This window comes from Pseudomonas flexibilis, assembly GCF_000806415.1.
Classification (GTDB): domain Bacteria; phylum Pseudomonadota; class Gammaproteobacteria; order Pseudomonadales; family Pseudomonadaceae; genus Serpens; species Serpens flexibilis.
The window spans coordinates 728,110-747,249 of sequence record NZ_JTAK01000002.1; the positions used below are offsets into that span (position 1 = coordinate 728,110).

The 19,140-nt window shown below is 68.2% G+C and carries 17 protein-coding genes; 12 read left to right on the plus strand and 5 right to left on the minus strand.

Translation table 11 applies throughout. The features are described from left to right. Positions 1-47: 47 nt before the first annotated feature. The 3 genes from PT85_RS07190 (at position 48) to PT85_RS07200 (ending at position 2,783) form a co-directional block, all read left to right on the plus strand. Entirely contained in the window at positions 48-731 is a 684-nt protein-coding gene (locus PT85_RS07190) for a heavy metal response regulator transcription factor (protein ID WP_039606278.1), read from the plus strand. Further along, the gene (locus PT85_RS07195) at positions 728-2,056 is read left to right on the plus strand and encodes a heavy metal sensor histidine kinase (RefSeq protein WP_039606279.1); all 1,329 of its coding nucleotides are present in this window, start codon (positions 728-730) and stop codon (positions 2,054-2,056) included. The genes PT85_RS07190 and PT85_RS07195 overlap by 4 nt, the downstream gene beginning before the upstream one ends. A 109-nt stretch (positions 2,057-2,165) precedes the next feature. After that, entirely contained in the window at positions 2,166-2,783 is a 618-nt protein-coding gene (locus tag PT85_RS07200; protein WP_074467478.1) for a YIP1 family protein, read from the plus strand. 49 nt (positions 2,784-2,832) lie between these two features. On the opposite strand, the gene PT85_RS07205 is transcribed toward PT85_RS07200, so the two are convergent. After that, positions 2,833-3,189 carry a hypothetical protein gene (locus tag PT85_RS07205; protein WP_039606281.1) on the minus strand — a complete coding sequence of 119 codons (357 nt, stop codon included), beginning with the start codon at positions 3,187-3,189 and terminating at the stop codon, positions 2,833-2,835. Positions 3,190-3,298: 109 nt separating this feature from the next. Then, positions 3,299-4,768 carry a MocR-like pyridoxine biosynthesis transcription factor PdxR gene (gene pdxR / locus PT85_RS07210; RefSeq protein WP_039606391.1) on the minus strand — a complete coding sequence of 490 codons (1,470 nt, stop codon included), beginning with the start codon at positions 4,766-4,768 and terminating at the stop codon, positions 3,299-3,301. A 252-nt stretch (positions 4,769-5,020) separates the two neighbouring features. On the opposite strand from pdxR, the gene PT85_RS07215 reads away from it, so the two are divergent. The 4 genes from PT85_RS07215 to glyA are packed head-to-tail and all read left to right on the plus strand — an operon-like array spanning position 5,021 to position 9,550. Further along, entirely contained in the window at positions 5,021-6,256 is a 1,236-nt protein-coding gene (locus PT85_RS07215; RefSeq protein WP_039606282.1) for a benzoate/H(+) symporter BenE family transporter, read from the plus strand. Continuing rightward, positions 6,256-7,035: a YggS family pyridoxal phosphate-dependent enzyme gene (locus PT85_RS07220; RefSeq protein WP_039606283.1), complete on the plus strand. Its 780-nt coding sequence runs from the start codon at positions 6,256-6,258 to the stop codon at positions 7,033-7,035. The genes PT85_RS07215 and PT85_RS07220 overlap by 1 nt, the downstream gene beginning before the upstream one ends. A 42-nt stretch (positions 7,036-7,077) precedes the next feature. Further along, complete coding sequence (locus PT85_RS07225; protein ID WP_039606284.1) at positions 7,078-8,250, plus strand: aspartate aminotransferase family protein; 1,173 nt, start codon at positions 7,078-7,080, stop codon at positions 8,248-8,250. A gap of 34 nt (positions 8,251-8,284) precedes the next feature. Further along, the gene (gene glyA / locus PT85_RS07230; protein ID WP_039606285.1) at positions 8,285-9,550 is read left to right on the plus strand and encodes a serine hydroxymethyltransferase; all 1,266 of its coding nucleotides are present in this window, start codon (positions 8,285-8,287) and stop codon (positions 9,548-9,550) included. Between the two features lie 19 nt (positions 9,551-9,569). Here glyA and PT85_RS07235 read toward each other — a convergent pair whose 3' ends face one another. Next, positions 9,570-10,286, minus strand: coding sequence for a 4'-phosphopantetheinyl transferase family protein (locus PT85_RS07235; protein ID WP_039606286.1), 717 nt, complete (start codon positions 10,284-10,286; stop codon positions 9,570-9,572). Between the two features lie 251 nt (positions 10,287-10,537). Between PT85_RS07235 and PT85_RS07240 the strand changes: the two genes are divergently transcribed. Continuing rightward, on the plus strand, positions 10,538-11,845 hold the full coding sequence (locus tag PT85_RS07240; RefSeq protein WP_039606287.1) for an MFS transporter: 1,308 nt from the start codon (positions 10,538-10,540) through the stop codon (positions 11,843-11,845). A 65-nt stretch (positions 11,846-11,910) separates the two neighbouring features. Here PT85_RS07240 and PT85_RS07245 read toward each other — a convergent pair whose 3' ends face one another. Together PT85_RS07245 and PT85_RS07250 are read right to left on the minus strand one after the other, a co-directional pair. Next, a complete protein-coding gene (locus PT85_RS07245) occupies positions 11,911-12,945 on the minus strand; it encodes an AraC family transcriptional regulator (protein WP_039606288.1) in 1,035 nt (344 codons plus the stop codon). Further along, the gene (locus tag PT85_RS07250) at positions 12,942-13,886 is read right to left on the minus strand and encodes a carbon-nitrogen hydrolase family protein (RefSeq protein WP_039606289.1); all 945 of its coding nucleotides are present in this window, start codon (positions 13,884-13,886) and stop codon (positions 12,942-12,944) included. Before PT85_RS07250 ends, PT85_RS07245 begins: the two co-directional genes overlap by 4 nt. A 172-nt stretch (positions 13,887-14,058) precedes the next feature. Here PT85_RS07250 and PT85_RS07255 point away from each other — a divergent pair, with 172 nt between their 5' ends. From PT85_RS07255 to PT85_RS07270, 4 genes are all read left to right on the plus strand, one after another. Further along, entirely contained in the window at positions 14,059-16,092 is a 2,034-nt protein-coding gene (locus PT85_RS07255) for an NADPH-dependent 2,4-dienoyl-CoA reductase (protein WP_027589616.1), read from the plus strand. Positions 16,093-16,230: 138 nt separating this feature from the next. Next, positions 16,231-17,559, plus strand: a complete 1,329-nt coding sequence (locus PT85_RS07260) for a hypothetical protein (RefSeq protein WP_039606290.1) — start codon at positions 16,231-16,233, stop codon at positions 17,557-17,559. A gap of 200 nt (positions 17,560-17,759) precedes the next feature. Beyond that, positions 17,760-18,656, plus strand: coding sequence for a 1-aminocyclopropane-1-carboxylate deaminase/D-cysteine desulfhydrase (locus tag PT85_RS07265; RefSeq protein ID WP_039606291.1), 897 nt, complete (start codon positions 17,760-17,762; stop codon positions 18,654-18,656). 105 nt (positions 18,657-18,761) lie between these two features. Continuing rightward, complete coding sequence (locus PT85_RS07270) at positions 18,762-19,139, plus strand: Gfo/Idh/MocA family oxidoreductase (protein WP_027589619.1); 378 nt, start codon at positions 18,762-18,764, stop codon at positions 19,137-19,139. Position 19,140 lies beyond the last annotated feature (1 nt).

Below are 19,140 nucleotides of genomic sequence, written 5' to 3' on the forward strand. Positions count from 1 at the left end.
GGGCGCTGCACACTGCCCGCGTCTGTTTCCCGTGGGGGGTGTTGCCCATGAAACTCCTGGTCGCCGAAGACGAGCCGAAAACCGGTACCTACCTGCAGCAGGGCCTCGGCGAGGCCGGCTTCAGCGTCGACCGCGTCACCAGCGGCGCGGATGCCGTGCAGCAGGTGCTGAGCGAGCCGTATGACCTGCTGATCCTCGACGTGATGCTGCCCGGCCTGGACGGCTGGGAAGTGCTGCGCCGGGTGCGCGCCGCCGGCCAGGACATGCCGGTGCTGTTCCTCACCGCCCGCGACCGGGTCGAGGACCGGGTCAAGGGCCTGGAGCTGGGCGCCGACGACTACCTGGTCAAACCCTTCGCCTTCTCCGAACTGCTGGCCCGGGTGCGCAGCCTGCTGCGCCGCGGCAACCCGGCGGCGGTGACCACCCAGCTGCGCATCGCCGACCTGGAGGTGGACCTCCTCAAGCGCCGGGCGGTGCGCGCCGGGCGGCGCATCGACCTGACCGCCAAGGAATTCGCCCTGCTGGAACTGCTGCTGCGCCGGCGCGGCGAGGTGCTGCCCAAGTCGCTGATCGCCTCGCAGGTGTGGGACATGAACTTCGACAGCGACACCAACGTGATCGAAGTGGCCATCCGCCGGCTGCGCGCCAAGATCGACGACGACTTCGAGCCCAAGCTGATCCACACCGCGCGCGGCATGGGCTACATGCTCGACGAGCCCGAGCCGTCATGAGGCGCCTGTCGCTCACCGCGCGGCTGAGCCTGCTGTTCATGCTGGCGGTGGCCGGGGTGCTGGCGGGCTCGGGGTTCTTCTTCAACCACCTCAGCCAGCACCATTTCGACGAGTTGGACCAGCAGACCCTGAGCGTCGCCGCCGCCGCGGCCGAACGCCTGCTGCGTGAGGCGCCGCCGGCGAGCCGCGACGGGCAGCTGCGCGCGCTGTTCAGCGGCCAGGCCGACCTACAGGCGCGCATCCTTGAAGACGGGCGCCCGCTGTTCGCCACGCCGGAGCGGGGCGCGGCCCCGTTCGGCGCCGGCTCCGGCGAGTGGCGGTACGAGGGACGCGCCTGGCGGGGACTGGAAAGGAACGTCGTGGTGGGCCAGCGGCCGGTGAGCATCCAGCTGATGCTGGATGTCACCACCCATCAGGTGTTCTCCCACCAGTTGGCCGGCTGGTTGTGGGCCGGGTTGGGGCTGGCGGCGCTGCTCAGCGTGCTGCTGGGCTGGTTGCTGGTGCGCAGCGGCCTGCGCCCGCTGCGCCAGGTGACCGAGGTGATCGCCTCGGTGTCGGCCCGTTCGCTGGAAGAGCGCATCGAGCAGGAGGTGCCGGCCGAGCTGCGCGCGCTGGTGCGGGCGTTCAACGCCATGCTGGCCCGCCTGGAGGACTCCTTCGTGCGCCTGTCCAACTTCTCGGCGGACATCGCCCACGAACTGCGCACCCCGGTCACCAACCTGCTGACCCACACCGAGGTGGTGCTGACCCGCGCGCGCAGCGTCGAGGACTATCAGGAGAACCTGCATTCCAACCTGGAAGAACTGCGGCGCATGGCGCGGATGATCGACGACATGCTGTTCCTGGCCAAGGCCGACAACGGGCTGATCATCCCCGAGCAGCGGCCGGTGGCGCTGCATGAGCTGTGCGCCAGTCTGCTGGATTTCTACGAGCTGTCCGCGGAGGAACGCGGCATCCGTTTCGAACTGAGCGGCGAGGCCACGCTGCAGGGCGACGTGCTGATGCTGCGCCGGGCACTCTCCAACCTGCTGTCCAACGCGCTGCGCTACACGCCTGACGGCGGCAGCATCCGCCTGACCCTGCGGCAGAGCGAACACAGCGTGTGCCTGGCGCTGGCCAACCCCGGCGGCACCATCGCCGCCGAGCATCTGGAGCGCCTGTTCGACCGCTTCTACCGGGTCGACCCGGCCCGCCGCGAAGGCCACCCCGGCAACGCCGGCCTGGGCCTGGCCATCACCCGCTCGATCGTCGAGGCGCACCGGGGAAGGATCCGCTGTCACAGCGCGGAGGGTTGGACGACCTTCGAGCTGGAGTTTCGCGTGTGAAAGGCGATCGCTCCCGCGTGGTGACGCGAATGCCGGCGCGGTTTCCTTAAGTCCGCCCTGTCGACTGTCGCCGTATCGGTCGTACCCGCTGAACTGAACGGACGACGACATGGCAGAAACAACAGTGCTCAATCCCTGGCTATCGATGTGGACGAAGCCGCGCTCGACCGTTCAATGGCTCGTCGAGCACGACCCCGGGCGAAGCGTCGTGCTGCTCCCCACCCTGGCCGCTCTTTCCGATGCGCTGAACCGAGCGAGCAGCAAAGGCCTGGGGGATACCTCGCCGTTGCCGTTGATCCTGGTGATGGCCCTGGTGACCAGTGTCATTTTCGGCCCCCTCATGCTTTATCTCGGGTCGATCATTCTGGGCTGGACAGGCAAATGGCTGGGAGGCCGCGCATCGAGAGAGGCGATCGGCATGGCGCTTGCCTGGTCGATGGTGCCGATTGCCTGGTCGCTGTTGCTGTGGATTCCCGAGCTGCTGATTTTTGGCACCGAGCTGTTCAGCCACTCGGCACCCAGTGTTGCCGCCAGCCCATTGCTCTTCCTGTCATTCAAGGTCGCCGAGGCGGTGCTGGGGTGCTGGGCGTTGGTGCTGCTGCTCAAGAGCCTTGGCCAGGTCCAGGGTTTCTCCGCATGGCGCGCCCTGGGAACCACACTGCTGGGGCTGCTGATTCTGGTCGTGCCGATCGTGCTGCTGGTCTTCGCATTCAAGGCGCTGTTCTGACGCTGGCGCACGGGCCGCGATCCGTCGTATCGAGACGGATCGGCCCGCCCTACATCGGGATATCTTTCGCGCAGTAGATCTTTGCCAGGTTCTGCGTGCTGTAGCAGGTCAGGCCGTCTTGCACGATGGATTGCGGCACGGGAAAGCCGGGCTCACCGTCCAGGCTGATCGAGGACGTGTCCTCGGTGGCGCTCACGCTGACCGCACTTTCGCCGCCGCCGATGTCCCACTGCGCCCAGTACGAATGGACATTGGCGCATACGGTTACGCCGCACACCCGCTCGGTTTCCTCGCCCCCGCTGATCACCAGGCACATGCCCTGCATCTCGCCGCAGCCGGCCACGCCAGGACCGGCGAACAGCAGCGCGCACAAAAACAGCAGGGGTTTCGCGAGGCTCGATTTCATTTCACTACCTGAGGGTGGGCTGGGGGGGCCGGCGAACGCTACTGTTTTGCCATTACGGTGTCCACTGACGGCAGGCGCGGCAATGTCGCAGGGAGTCGCGCCGCAGGGCCTATTTGCTGCGCAGCGCCTTGGCCAGGCGCAGCATGGCGGCTTCGATTTCCATGGCGTTCAAGGATGAATAGCCCAGCAGCCAACCCTGTTTCCGTTCCTCCCCGGCATACAGTCGACTGAGACCGGGCAACTGCACGCCGGCGTTGGCGGCCAGGCGGATGGTCCTTTCCTCCGACCAGCCCTCATCCAGCAGGCAAGGCATCTGCAAGCCGCCCGGGGGTCGCATGGCGGTGGCGATACCGTCCAGATGCCTGCCGATGGCCTCGAACATGCTGGCCCGTCGGCCCGCGTACAGTTTGCGCATGGCCCGCACATGGGCGTTGTAATGGCCGTCTTCCATGAAGCGCGCCAGGGTCAGCTGAAGGATCTGCGGGGTGTGTCCGTCCATGATGCTGCGCGCATGGGTGAACGCTCTTACCAGGGGCTGGGGCAACACCATGTAACCCAGGCGCAGGCCCGGAGAGAGTGTCTTGCTGAACGTGCCCACGTAGAGGGTGCGCTGGTACTTGTCCAGGCCCTGCACACAGGCGGTTGGCAAGCCGTCGTAGTGAAACTCGCTGTCGTAGTCGTCCTCGATGATCCACCTGCCGTTTTCCGCCGCCCAGTTGACCAGCTCGAGCCGGCGCGCCAGTGGCAGGGTCGCCCCGGTGGGGTACTGGTGGGAGGGCGTCACGTAGACGCAATTGGCGCCGCTGCGGTCCGCGCGCAGCAGGTCGGTGCGAATGCCCAGCGCATCGACATCGATGGGCACGACCCTGGCCTCGGCGCTTTCGAAGGCTTTCCGGGCGCCGTAGTAGCCGGGGTTTTCCAGCAGGATCGGCTTGCCGGCATCGACCAGCAACTGGGCGCACAGGAACAGCGCCTGGCGGGTACTGCTGAGTACCAGGATCTGCTCCGGGGTGCACGCGGCCCCGCGTTCCAGGTTCAGGTAGGTGGCGATGGCCTTGCGCAGCGGCTCGGCGCCCTGCGGGTCGCCATGCAGCAGGACGGTGGCCCGATAGTCCTTCATGGCCTGGCGTTGCAGGCGTAGCCAGACATCGATGGGGAAGGTGCGGGTCTCCGGCAGACCGGTGGCGAACGCCCTGACCACCTGCTGATCGCTGACCCCGCCGCTGTCCAGAATCATGCGCCCACGCCGGCTCAGGCCGGGTTCCGCCGCCGCCGTCTCGCTGCGTCGGGCCTCCCGTGGCCTTGGGCGCTGGCGCGCGATCCCCTGCAACTCGTTGCCGAGCGTCTCGGCCACGTAGCTGCCCGAGCCCTCGCGTCGCACGATGAAACCGTCACGGTGCAGTTGCACATAGGCGTTTTCGACCGTGTCGCGGGCGACCCCCAGCGATGTGGCCAGGGAGCGGGTGGCCGGCAGTTTCAGGCCGGGGGCCAGTGCGCCGTCGAGGATCAGCGCGCGCAGGGCGCGCTGAATGCGCTGATGCAGATCCAGGCGCTGAAGCTCGGCATCGTTGAGCCGCATCTTCAGCGTTTCGAGCTCGAAGGTTTTCACGAAGTGGTCTGCCCTGAACAAAAAAACCGGCCGGCGGAAGCGGGCCAGTTTATCCATGGTTGCGCTCAGCGCAGAAGGAGTTTCTCGACGTACCCCTGCGGCAGCCCAGGCGGGAAAGTGGTCTGGTTATCTGATGGAAAGTGTACGGGTTCTACGGACCATTACCGCGCTATAAATCAGCCGCCAATTCCAGCCTCGTGTTGCCAGGAGCCACCTGAAGCCATGTCGTCCCCTGTCTCCCCATCCGCGGTTCGCCTCCGCGATCTCGTCCATCCGATCGTCGCCGGGCTGGTCTCGGTGATCGTCAACTATGGCGGCACCTTCATTCTGGTCTTCCAGGCGGCCCAGGTGGCGGGGCTGAGCCCTGAGCTGACGGCTTCCTGGGTGTGGTCGGTATCGATCGGCGTGGGGCTGAGCGGGCTGGTGCTCAGTTGGCGGTTCCGCGAGCCGATCATTACCGCCTGGTCGACTCCGGCGGCGGCATTCCTGGTCGTCGCCCTGGCGACGACGCCCTATGCCGAGGCGGTCGGCGCCTACCTTGTCTCGGCCGCCGCCTTCGTGCTGCTGGGCGTGTCCGGCTATTTCGAGAAGGTCATCCGCATGATTCCGCCGGGGGTGGCCGCGGGGTTGCTGGCGGGTATCCTGCTGCAGTTCGGCATCGGCGCCTTCGCCGGCGTGAGCGTCGATCCGCTGCTGGCCGCGCTGCTGATTGGCGCCTATGTGGTACTCAAGCGCCTGAGCGCGCGCTACGCAGTGGTGGGGATTCTGCTGCTCGGCCTGGCCTTCCTGCTGCTCCAGGGGCGGGTGGACCTGTCCGGGCTGGAGCTGCGGCTCGCGGCACCGGTGTTCACCCTGCCGGTCTTCTCGCTGAACGCCTTGCTCAGCGTGGCGCTGCCACTGTTCCTGATCACCCTGACCGGCCAGTACATGCCCGGCATGCTGGTGCTGCGCAACGACGGCTTCCGCACCAGCGTCAACCCGATTGTCACCGTCACCGGGCTGGGCTCGCTGCTCATGGCGCCGTTCGGCTCGCATGCGTTCAACCTCGCCGCGATCACCGCCGCCATCTGCACTGGCAAGGACGCCCACGAAGAACCCGCCAAGCGCTGGATCGCCGGTGTCGCCGCAGGGGTCTTCTACATCCTCGTCGGGGTTTTCGGCGTCACCCTGGCCGCGCTGTTCATGGCCTTCCCGGCGACCTTCATCACCACCCTGGCCGGGCTCGCGCTGCTCGGCACCCTCGGCGGCAGCCTGGCCAGCGCCATGGCCGATGCCCAATCCCGCGAAGCCGCGCTGATCACCTTCCTGGCCGCTGCCGCCGATATCAGCCTGTTCGGGATCGGCGGGGCGTTCTGGGGGCTGGTGATCGGGCTGGCGGCATTCGCCGTGCTCAACGGCCGTTTGCCGCGCCGCGTGCCGGCCGGCCAGCCGGTCGCCAATGCGGGAGGGACCCACTGATGCCGCGCCTGCACGAACAGCATGGCCGCTACCCGCAGGCCAACAGCGTCGAGGACTTCCTGCGCAACCTGGCCGCCGTGCGCCAGCGCATCGCCGACGCCTGCCGGAGGGTCGGGCGCGATCCGGCGGGCGTGCGCCTGTTGCCGGTGAGCAAGACCTTCGACGAGGCGCACCTGCGCCTGGCTTATGCCGCCGGCTGCCGCTTCCTGGGCGAGAACAAGGTGCAGGAGGCGCAGCGCAAATGGGAAGCCATGGCCGACCTGAGCGACCTGCAATGGTCTGTGATCGGCCACCTGCAGACCAACAAGGCCAGGCAGGTCGCGCGCTTCGCCGCCGAGTTCCAGGCGCTGGACAGCCTGCGGGTGGCCGAGGCCCTGGACCGGCGCCTGCAGATCGAGGGTCGGCACCTGGACGTGTTCGTCCAGGTGAATACCTCCGGCGAGGCCAGCAAGTACGGCCTGGCGCCCGACGCGGTCGCCGACTTCCTGCGCGCGCTGCCGGCGTTCTCCGCGCTGCGGGTGCGCGGCCTGATGACCCTGGCGTTGTTCTCCGCCGATGCGGCCCGTGTGCGTCCCTGTTTCGTGCGGCTGCGCGAGCTGCGGGAGCGACTGCGCCAGGACGCACCGGCCGGTATCGACCTGGAGGAGCTGTCCATGGGCATGTCCGGCGATTTCGAAATCGCGATCGAAGAAGGCGCCACCGTGGTGCGCGTCGGCCAGGCCATCTTCGGTGCCCGCGCCCTGCCGGACAGCCACTACTGGCCGACGGTCAGCGAATAGCACGTCGCGCACGTTTACCCACGATCCCCACTGAGGAATGCCATGACCCCCTCATCCGCGTATCTGATGCCGACCTACGCACGCCAGCCCGTTTCGTTCAGTCGCGGCCAGGGCGCGCGCCTGTGGGACACGCAGGGCATCGAGTACCTGGACGCGATCGCCGGCGTGGCCGTGACCAGCCTCGGTCACGCCCATCCGGAGATTGCCGCCGTGATCGCCGAGCAGGCCGGCCAACTGCTGCACACCTCCAACCTGTTCCGCATCGAATGGCAGGAGCGACTGGCTGAGCGCCTGTGCGCCGTGTCGGGCATGCAGCGTGCGTTCTTCTGCAACTCGGGGGCCGAAGCCAACGAGGCGGCGCTCAAGCTGGCCCGCCTGCACGGCAGTGCCCGGCGGGTGACCGATCCGCAGGTACTGGTCATGGAGAACAGCTTCCATGGCCGCACGCTGGCAACCCTTTCGGCCACCGGCAACCCGGCCGCGCAGCGCGGCTTCGAGCCCCTGATGCCGGGCTTCGTGCGGGTGCCCTACGACGACATCGAGGCGCTGCGGGACGCGGCGCGGCAATTCCCGGGCATCGTCGCGGTGCTGGTCGAGCCGGTGCAGGGCGAGGGCGGGGTGCGTGCCGCCTCCGCCGGCTATCTGCAGGCCCTGCGGCAACTGTGCGATGCGCACGACTGGCTGATGATGGTCGACGAGGTGCAGACCGGCCTGGGCCGCACCGGCAGCTGGTTCGGTTTCCAGCAGGCGGGCATCGTGCCCGACGTCATCACCCTGGCCAAGGCGCTGGGCAACGGCCTGCCGATCGGCGCCTGTCTGGCCCGGGGTTGGGCGGCGGAACTGTTTTCCCCCGGCCAGCACGCCTCCACCTTCGGTGGCAATCCGCTGGCCTGCCGGGTGGCCTGCACGGTACTCGACATCCTGGCGCGCGAGCAGCTCCCGCAGCGGGCCGCCACCCTCGGTCGCCGGCTGCTGGCGGCCCTGCAGGAGGGACTGAGCGGCTGTCCCGAGGTGCTGGCGATCCGTGGCCTGGGCCTGATGGTCGGCATCGAGCTGAATCGCCAGTGCCCCGAGCTGGTTGGCCGGGCGCTGGAGGAACAGCGCCTGCTCATCACCGTGACCCGCGGCACCACCCTGCGGCTGTTGCCGCCCTTGATCTGCGACGACGCGCAGATCGACGACATTGCCGCGCGGGTCATCCGGCTGCTGGCCTAGCAGGCCCCCGATTTTCCAACCCACAGGTTCCCTTATGTACGACGCATCCCTGACCCTTGCCGATTTTGATCCCGAGCTGTCCGCGGCCATCCATGCCGAGGAAGTCCGTCAGGAAGACCACGCCGAACTGATCGCCTCCGAGAACTATGCCAGTCCGCTGGTGATGGCGATCCAGAGCTCGGTGCTCACCAACAAGTACGCCGAAGGCTATCCGGGCCGGCGCTACTACAGCGGCTGCGAGCATGTCGACGTGGCCGAGCGCCTGGCTATCGCGCGGGCCAAGGCCCTGTTCGACTGCGACTACGCCAACGTCCAGCCGCACGCCGGCTCCCAGGCCAACGCCGCCGTGTTCCTGGCCTTGCTCAGTCCCGGCGACACGGTGATGGGCATGAACCTGGCCCAGGGTGGGCACCTGACCCACGGCAACCCGGTGAACTTCTCCGGGCGCCATTACCGGATCGTTCCCTACGGGCTCGATCCACGCACGGGTTTGATCGACTACGACGAGATGGAGCGCATCGCCCTGCAAACCCGGCCGAAGCTGCTGATCGGCGGGTTTTCCGCCTACTCCCGGCACATGGACTGGGCGCGCATGCGCGACATCGCCGACCGGGTAGGCGCGCTGTTCTGGGTCGACATGGCCCATGTCGCCGGCCTGGTGGCGGCCGGCGAGTACCCGAACCCGCTGCTGCACGCCCATGTGGTGACCAGCACCACCCACAAGACGCTGCGCGGCCCACGGGGTGGCCTGATCCTGTCCAGGGGGCAGGACGAGACGTTCTACAAGAAGCTCGATTCGGCGGTCTTTCCGGGTGTCCAGGGCGGCCCGTTGATGCACCTGATCGCCGCCAAGGCCGTGGCCTTCAAGGAAGCGCTGCAGCCGGGGTTCAAGACCTATCAGCAGCAGGTCGTGGCCAATGCTCGGGCCATGGCCGCGGTGCTGCAGCGGCGGGGTTTCCGGATCGTCTCCGGCGGGACGGACAACCACATGATGCTGATCGATCTGTCCGACCGGCCTTACACCGGCAAGGACGCCGATGCCGCGCTGAGCGACGCCTGCATCACCGCCAACAAGAATTCGGTGCCCAACGACCCGCGCTCGCCGTTCGTGACCTCGGGGCTGCGGATCGGCACCCCGGCGGTGACCACCCGTGGATTAGGCGTGCCGGAGTGCGAGCAACTGGCGGGCTGGCTGTGTGACGTGCTGGACGCGCTGGAATCCGGTGGCAGCGAGACGGTGGTTCGTCAGGTAGGGGAGCAGGTGATGGCGCTATGCCGGCGCCATCCGGTGTATCGCTAGGCGCTGTACGTAAAAGTGCCTAGCCCGGGCTGGCCGGCGTGGCAACGACCGTCAGCAGTTGCTCGCCGAGCGTGCCGAACTGGCCCTCCAGCTGTGCGCCTGCCCGCCATTCGTCGCCCAGGTCGCGCAGCAGGCCCAGGCGCAGGCGGCCGGCCGGGTCCCAGTCGAGCAGTTCCGCGTCCTGGAAATAGAAGCGTTGGCCGACCAGGGGATACAGCGCCTTGAACAGGCTTTCCTTGGCCGAGAAGGTCAGGGTTGTCAGCCAGGGATGCAGCGCCGGCTCCAGCTGTTCGAGCCGCTGGCGCTCGCCGGCGGTGAGGATTTCCCCACGCAGGCGCTGGCTGCGCTCGGCACTCAGCAGGCGCTCCAGATCGATGCCCAGGCCGCGCCAGTGCTCGGTACTGGCGACCAGCGCGGCGGCCTGGCCGTGGCTGTGGGTGATCGAGCCGACCACGCCGGCGGGCCAGCGCGGCGCGCGGTCCTCGCCGACGGCGGGGACGCCCGGCTGGCCGGTGAGGGCGTGCAGGGCGTGGCGCGCGCACAGGCGTCCGGCCAGGTATTCGCACTTGCGCTTGGCGACGCCGGGCACGCCGGGAATCGCGCAACTGACGAAGTCGCCGGGTTGCAGCTGGTCGGCCTGGAACAGGGTGCTGACCAGCCGCGCGCCGGGCATGGGGATGGGCAGGGGCCAGTGCTCGCGCAGCGGTGCGCAGCAGGCGGGGTGGAAGTCGCTCATGGGGGGCATTGTGCCGGGGCGGACGGGAGTCGTCACGTCGTCAGGAACCGGCCATCCCGCCCGTGCCGGAGCCTGCTTTGCACGGGGCAAGGCACGACCCGGCGGTGCTGTCGGCGCCCTGCATGCATGGCGAGATACTGCACCGTGATGGATAATGCGCGCTTTTCGGCGGCTCCGGCTGGGGCTGCCTGGCCGCCGTTGTACCGTTGTTCGCTGGACTGTGCCTGTCGCCGTCCTGCCTGAGAGTTGCCATGTTCAGCCCGCTCGTCACCTTCCCGGCGTTGTATGCCGCCACCCTGCTCATGCTCGCCGGTTCAGGGCTGTTCAGCACTTACATGGGCCTGCGCCTGACTGAGGAGGGCGCAGGCGATGCCTGGGTCGGCGGGTTGATGGCGGCTTACTATTTCGGCCTGGTGTGTGGCGGCAAGTTCGGCCACCGGCTGATCGCCAGCGTCGGCCATATTCGCTCCTATGTGGCCTGCGCCGGGCTGGCCACGGTGATCGTACTGCTGCACGTGCTGGTGGAGCGGTTGGAGGTCTGGCTGCTGCTGCGTTTCGTCATGGGCGCGGTGATGATGAACCAGTACATGGTCATCGAGAGCTGGCTCAACGAGCAGGCGGAAAGCCACATGCGTGGCAAGGTCTTCGCAGGCTACATGGTGGCTGTGGACCTGGGGCTGGTCGTTGGCCAGGGGCTGCTGGCAATGCTTCCCTCTCTGGATTTCAAGCCGCTGGTGCTGGTGGCGATCTGTTTCGCCTCGTGCCTGATCCCGCTGGCGGTGACGCGGCGTGTGCACCCGGCCAAGCTGGTTGCGGCCCCGCTGGAAATCGGCTTCTTCTGCAAGCGGGTGCCGCAGGCACTGGGCAGCATCTTCGTCGCCGGGCTGATGGTCGGCGCCTTCTATGGCCTGGCGCCGGTGTATGCCAGTCGCAATGGCCTGGATACCTCGCAGGCCAGCCTGTTCGTGGCCATGTGCATCGTCGCCGGTTTCTGTGCGCAGTGGCCGCTGGGCTGGCTGTCCGATCGCCTGGATCGCAGCTGGCTGATCCGGGGCAATGCCATTTTGCTGTGCCTGACCGCCATTCCTCTCTGGGGGCTGTTCAGCCTGCCGTACTGGTTGTTGCTGGCCAATGGCTTCGTGACGGGCATGCTGCTGTTCACCCTGTATCCGCTGGCGGTGGCGCTGGGCAATGACCATGTCGAGCAGTCGCGGCGGGTGGCGCTGTCGGCCATGCTGCTGACCACCTATGGTGTGGGCGCCTGCCTCGGGCCGCTGCTGGCCGGCCTGATGATGCAGCGCTTCGGGCCGGGGATGTTCTACGTGCTGGTGTCGATCTACGCCCTGGCGCTGATCTTCTGGGTGCAGCCCAAGCGTGTTACCGGGCGCCATCGTGTCGACGAGGCGCCACTCAGTCACGTGCCGATGCCGGATACATTGAGCCCGATGGCGGTGGCGCTCGACCCGCGTGTCGAGGAAGTGCCGGAAGAGCTGCTGGTCGAGACGTCGGCGAGCATTGGGCGCTCCGACGATGAGCCGGAAACGCGGGAAATGGCGTAGCTCGGCTTCGTGCCGGCTGACCGATGTCGCGTGCGGCATGGCGCAACGCACAGCGGTCGTTGTACCTACCCGGTTCGCGTCGCGCGGCGAAATTCGCCGGGGGTCTGAGCGCTCCAGCGCTTGAAGGCGCGCTGGAAGGCTTCGGCCGAGGCGAAGCCGAGCAGGTAGGCGATCTCGCCGAAACTCAGCTCGGTGTCGCGGATATAGGTCATCGCCAGGTCGCGGCGGGTGTCGTTGAGGATGTCGCGAAAGCGCGTGCCTTCCTCGGCCAGCTTGCGGCGCAGGGTCCAGCTGGGCAGTTGCAGTCGCCGGGCGATCTCCTCCAGATCCGGCTCGCGGCCATGCAGCAGCGGGCCGAGCAACTGGGTGATGCGTTCGCGCAGGCTGCGGGTGCGGGTCAGCTGCGCCAGCTCCGCCTCGCAGAGTTCCAGCAACTGGTGCCAGGTGCTCGGGCAGTGGGCGGGGTTGCGCAGTGCCAGCACCTCGCGATCCAGGCGCAGGCGGTTGTGCGCGGCACCGAACTCCACCGGGCCGCCGAACACCTCGGCATAGCGCTCGGCATAGTCCGGGGCCGGGAACTCGATCTCCACCCGCTGCGCCGCCAGCGGCCGGCCGGCCAGGGCGCCGAGCTGGTGCAGCCAGCCGGCCAGCAGCGCGTCGACCACGAAGCGGTTGTAGGCGTTGTAGGGGCTGATCGAATAGAAGTTCAGCCAGGCGCCGTCGGCGTCTTCCGCGAAGCTCGACTGCCCCCGGTAGTTGGCGGCGTACAGCGGCTCGAAACGGATCAGAGTGCGCGCCGCCTCGCGCACCGTGGGCGCCTGGGCGGCGGTCACGCCGGCCAGGCCGACCTGGGCGATATGGCCGAGGCGGCCCATCTCCAGGCCCAGCGCCGGGTCGCCGCACAGCTGCATGGCGGCATGCCCCAGGCGCATGTAGCGGGGAATCGACAGCCGTGCGCGGGGTTCGGCCAGGCGCGCCGGGTCCAGGTCGTACTCGACGAGCAGCGGCTGCGGATCGATGCCCTGCTGGCGCAGGGCGGCGGCCAGGCTGAGCACGCTGCCCACCGACAGATCACCCAGGCGCACGCGCGCTGTCTTCACGGCTCGATCCACTGGTTGAGCAGATGCGTGCCGGGCAGGCTGCTGAGCTGCGGTGCCTGGGCCGGAGTCAGCGCCACACCGCGCGGCACGCCGCCGATCGGCCAGCTGAGCCGGCCGCGCAGGAACAGGGGCGGGCTGGTGCGCCCGTTGGGCAGCTGCACACGACTCTGCGGCCAGCCGGGGAGCCAGTCGCGCTCGACCAGGTACTGCTGATCGCCGACCGTCACCCGCTGGGTGGGAATGCGTACCGAGGTCCAGGGCCAGTCCTGCAGGAACGGCTCGCCGGTGATCTGGCCATCCGGGCCGAACACCAGGCTGAGGTTCCACAAGGGCCCGCTGCCGCTGTGCAGCCGGCCGTCACCGTTGATGCGCGGTTCGGGCAGCAGGATGGAGCCGGCCTGCAGGGTCACGCCATACTCCCTGGCCAGGCCGCCGAACAGGGCCTGGTAGTCGGTGGCCATCTGCTCGGCCTTCATGCGCAGCAGGGCTTCGTCGAGGCGGTTGGCGTCCAGGTTGCGCAGCAGCACGTTCATGGCCAGCAGCGGGTTGCCCAGCAGCAGCCAGTTGCGCACTTCCAGGCGGTCGCGGGCGCGGTAGAACTCCGGTTTTTCACCGGTGGCCAGCAGCCAGGTGCCGATATGGTCGGGCAGCACCACCAGGGTTTGTGCGTTGAGCAGACCGGCATCGCGCGCCGCGTCGAGGGCGGCGGCCAGCACCAGGCGCAGGTGCGCCGGGCTCTGGTAGTCGAGCGGGAACAGCTGCGGGCGGATGGTGAGCAGGTTGCCGTGTCGCACGGCGGGCGGCGGCGGGCTGATTACCTGGGTGCGCAGGTCGGACAGGTAGTGGATGGTCGGGCGTTCCTTGGCCCAGTCCAGGAAGCTCAGCAGGGCGCCGCCGGCGAGCAGCAACAGGGCGGCGGATATCAGCAGGGTGCGTTTCATGGCGGTCAGGGTAGGGGGCGGCGTCGGACTTGCCAAGCCGCGTTGTGCATTTGGATCAGCAACTTGTCAGTTTTGATCATTGAGCGCCTCGCGCCGGCTGACTATCGTCTGGCGCCATAACAGGCTGCGTCGATGAGCGTAGCCAGCACCGTGAACTGCCGGAAGGATTGCCATGACCGCACGCTACCCGCACCTGCTCGCCCCGCTGGACCTGGGCTTCACCACCCTGAAGAACCGCACCCTGATGGGCTCCATGCACACCGGCCTGGAAGAGAAGCCCAACGGCTTCGAGCGCATGGCGGCCTATTTCGCCGAGCGCGCCCGCGGCGGCGTCGGCTTGATGGTCACCGGCGGCATCGGCCCGAACGAGGAGGGCGCGGTGTACTCCGGCGCCGCCAAGCTGAGCACCCCGGAAGAAGCCGAGAAGCACCGCATCGTCACCCAGGCCGTGCACGAAGCGGGCGGCAAGATCTGCATGCAGATCCTCCATGCCGGTCGCTACGCCTACAGCCCCAAGCAGGTCGCACCGAGCGCCATCCAGGCGCCGATCAACCCGTTCAAACCGCGCGAACTGGACGAGGAAGGCATCGAGAAGCAGATCAGCGACTTCGTGAACTGCGCCCGTCTTGCCCAGCAGGCCGAGTACGACGGCGTCGAGATCATGGGTTCGGAAGGCTACTTCATCAACCAGTTCCTGGTCGCCCACACCAACCAGCGCACTGATCGCTGGGGCGGCAGTTACGAGAACCGCATGCGCCTGCCGGTGGAAATCGTGCGCCGCGTGCGCGAAGCGGTCGGCCCGAATTTCATCATCATCTACCGCCTGTCCATGCTGGACCTGGTGGAGGGTGGTAGCACCTGGGACGAAATCGTCACCCTGGCCAAGGCCATCGAGGCCGCCGGCGCCACCATCATCAACACCGGCATCGGCTGGCACGAGGCGCGCATCCCGACCATCGCCACCAAGGTGCCGCGCGCGGCCTTCACCAAGGTCACCGCCAAGCTCAAGGGCGAGGTGAAGATTCCGCTGATCACCACCAACCGCATCAACACGCCGGAGGTGGCCGAGCAGGTGCTGGCCGAGGGCGATGCCGACATGGTGTCCATGGCCCGGCCGTTCCTCGCCGACCCGGAGTTCGTCAACAAGGCGGCCGCCGGTCGCGCCGACGAGATCAACACCTGTATCGGCTGCAACCAGGCCTGTCTGGACCACACCTTCGGCGGCAAGCTGACCAGCTGCCTGGTCAACCCGCGCGCCTGCCATGAAACCGAGCTGAACTACATCCCGGTCGCCCAGGGCAAGAAGATCGCCGTGGTCGGCGCCGGCCCGGCCGGCCTGTCCGCCGCCTGCGTGGCGGCCGAGCGTGGCCACCACGTGACGCTGTTCGACGCCGGCAGCGAGATCGGCGGCCAGTTCAACGTCGCCAAGCGCGTGCCCGGCAAGGAGGAGTTCCACGAAACCCTGCGCTTCTTCCGCAATCGCCTGGACAGCACCGGCGTGGACGTGCGCCTGAACACCCGGGTCAGCGCCGAGGCGCTGGTCAAGGGTGGCTTCGACGAAATCATCCTGGCCACCGGCATCGTGCCGCGCACCCCGGCGATCCCCGGCATCGAGCACCCGAAGGTGATCGGCTACCTGGACGCCATCCTCGAGCGCAAGCCGGTCGGCCGGCGCGTGGCGGTGATCGGCGCCGGCGGCATCGGCTTCGACGTCTCCGAATACATCACCCATGACGGCGTTTCCACCAGCCTGGACCGCGAGGCGTTCTGGAAGGAGTGGGGCATCGACCTCGGTCTGGAAGCCCGCGGCGGAGTGGCCGGCATCCAGGCGCAGCCGCACGCGGCGGCCCGCGAGGTGTTCCTGCTGCAGCGCAAGAAGAGCAAGGTGGGCGACGGCCTCGGCAAGACCACCGGCTGGATCCACCGCACCGGATTGAAGAACAAGAACGTGCAGATGCTAAACAGCGTCGAGTACCTGAAGATCGACGACGCCGGCCTGCACGTCAGCATCGCCGGAGGCGAACCGCAGGTGCTGCCGGTGGACACGGTGATCATCTGCGCCGGCCAGGAGCCGCTGCGCGAGTTGCACGACGGCCTGGTCGCCGCTGGCCAGAAGGTGCACCTGATCGGCGGCGCCGACGTGGCCAGCGAGCTGGATGCCAAGCGCGCCATCAACCAGGGCTCGCGCCTGGCCGCCGAGCTGTAATCCGCGCCCGGCGCGCCGCTCGTCGCGGCGCGCACGGTGGGGCAGGTGGTTGCCAACGGCGTCACGCTGCCCGTCCCGGGCTTTTCCTAGACTGCGAACCCCGCCTGGCGCGGGGTTCGTTCGTTTCAGGGGGTAAGCATGAGTCTGCAGGCCAAGCCTCAGCAGGTCGAAGCGGTGATGTTTTTCCGCGCCGGTGCCATCTGCAAGGAGATGCACCTGGCCGAATTCGAGGCGGTGCTGGACGGGGTGGTGAGTCTGGTGGATTTCGCCGACCAGCAGATCCCCGCCGCCTACGTGCTGATCACGCCGCGCCTGCACATTCGTGCCGTCACCTTCTTCCTCATCGACTTCGACGAAACCGGCCGCGCCGACAGCGGCTGGAACATTCCCTTGCGCCATCTGGCGGAGCAGGGCGTGCGCGGCCCGGATCTGGGCGATGGCGCCATCCGCCTGGCCTGCCGCAGCCGTTGCCCGGTCGCCTGGCACCAGATGCACCTGTGGGACCCGAGCCTCAAGCCCGGTCGCAACGAGCTGCTGCAGCTGCGCGATGCCGCAAAACGCAACAATCTGGGGATTCTCAGCGAGGTAGATGCGCCGGCCGGTGCCGACGCCGGCGGCGGGGACTGGCTGGCCCCGGAGGCGGCCAAGAGCATGGCTGCGCGCCTGGCCCGCAAGGTGGATCTGCAGCATCGCCAGAAGACCGCGCAGTTGATCCGCCAGCAGCGTCTGCGCCTGCAAAGCCTGACCCAGCAGTACGAGGACCAGTTCGCCCGCCTGCGCCTGGAGGCCGAACAGCGGGAGAAGGCGCTGCTTGAGCAGATCGAGACGCTGCAGCAGGTACTGGCCTGCCAGGAGCAGATGAACGTGGACCTCAAGGTGCAGCAGCAGAGCCAGGCCGATCAGTTCCGCCGGGCCCGCGAGGCACTGACCCGCCAGTTGCGCTCGATGGAGCACGACGGGCGCAGCGAGGCAGAGTTACTGCGCGGGCAGTTCGAGCTGGAGCTGCAGGCACGCATTGCCGCGGAGGTCGCCGACTACAAGGACCAGATCGCCGCCTTGCAGGCGGAGCTGGCCAGCCGCAGCGAGCTGGACTCGCAACAGCAGGCGGAAGTGGAACGCTTGCGCCAGAACCAGCTGCGCGGCATCGAGCGCCTGGCCGGACTGGGCGTGATGTTTGTGGTCTATCACCCGGGCACCGGCCACCTGACCATTCCGCTGGCCGAAATCGGCCGCTACCAGGACGACCCCGAGGCGTTTGTGGCGGCCAAGTGCCTGGTGTCCCCCGAGCACTACCGGGAATGGCTGGCCCATTACCAGCAGCCGACCTGCAGCGCCCGCCTGCCCACCGGCGAACGCTGCGCCATGCCCATCGACCGCATCGACACGCCGAGCCGCTTCGTGCGCGGCGAAAGTAGCTGCTGTACGCGGCATCAGGCCAAGGTGCGGGCGGCGCGGGCAGGGGTCTGAGGTTTCACGTAGGGCGGGCAACGTTGTTCCTGGCCGCCGATGCGGCGGTCCGGTGGTCCGGTGGTCCGGCGCCCGGCGGCCCGAAAAGGCGCTGACCGCCCTACTAATACCCCGCTCCGAGGCGGGGGTGAGGGGATAGCGGCTGGACTGCGCCGACGGCGCGCCCTAGGCTGAGCCACCCCAAACCGCCTCCCCGCCCCATGCTGATCCTGCCCGACTGGTCCCCCGAACCCCCGTTGCAGCGCCTCGAACTCGACTGGCTGGCCCACGCCGGTGTGGAGGTCGCCGTGTTGCGCCTGGACCTGATCGACCCGCAGCTTTCCGGCAACAAGTGGTACAAGCTCAAACCGCATCTGCGCGAAGCCGCCGCAGCGGGTCGGGCCGGGGTGATGACCCTGGGTGGCGCGCATTCCAATCACCTGCATGCAGTGGCCGCCGCCGGCGTACGCTTCGGTTTCGCCACTGTCGGTCTGCTGCGCGGCGAGCCCTGCGACACGCCGACGGTGCGTGATCTCGAAGCATTCGGCATGCGCCTGCACTGGCTGGGCTACGGCGGCTACCGGGCGCGCCATCGGGAGGACTTCTGGGACGCCTGGCGGCAGCGCTACCCCGATCTGCACCCGGTGCCGGAAGGCGGCGGCGGGTTGCCCGGCGCGCAGGGCTGCGTCGAGCTGGTGGAACTGGCGCGCCGCCAGCTGCCCGCGCTGGGCTGGGACGACTACCACGGCTGGTGGCTGGCGGTCGGCACCGGCACCACCCTGGCCGGGCTGGCGCTGGGCGAGGCGGGACAGCGCCCGGTGCATGGCGCGCTGGCGGTGTCCGAGGACCATGGCGTGCCCCGGCGTCTGGCCGAGCTGGGCTTGGCGCGGGAGCACTATCACCTGCAACCGGCCTGTCGCGGTGGTTTCGCCCGGCTGGACGACGCCCTGCTGGCCTTCATGCGCGACACCGAGGACGCGACCGGCCTGTCGCTCGAACCGCTGTACACCGCCAAGGCCCTACTGGCGCTGCGCGAGCGGGTGGCCGCCGGCGAGGTTCCGGCCGGTACGCGGCTGATCTTCGTGCATACCGGCGGCCTGCAGGGCTGGCGCCACTGACCTTTGGTCGCAGGGCCGCGGCACTGCCGGCTTGATGCAAGTCAATCCGGGTGCTAGCGCATGGCGGCACAGTGACATCGTCATTCACCGAGGGTTGTACTACTCATGCAAGGCTTTCGTATTGCCGTCATCGGCGCCGGCGAGACCGGCACCCCGCTGCTCAAGCAACTGCTGACTTCGCCCTTCGTCACCGTGGTGGGCGTGGCCGACCTGGACCTGTCGATGCCCGGCATCGTGCTGGCCCGCGAGTTCGGCGTGCCGGTCACCGACAACTTCATGGAACTGGCCGAGCTGGGCGAACGCGTGGACGTGATCATCGACGTCACTGGCGCGCCCAAGGTGCGCGAGACCCTGCGCAAGCACATGGTCGAGACAGGCAACACCCACACCCTGATCATGCACGAGCGCATTGCCCTGCTGATGATGTCGCTGTCCGCTGGCCGCCTGGTCGGAAGCAAGCACGGCCATCAGGAATACGCCTGAG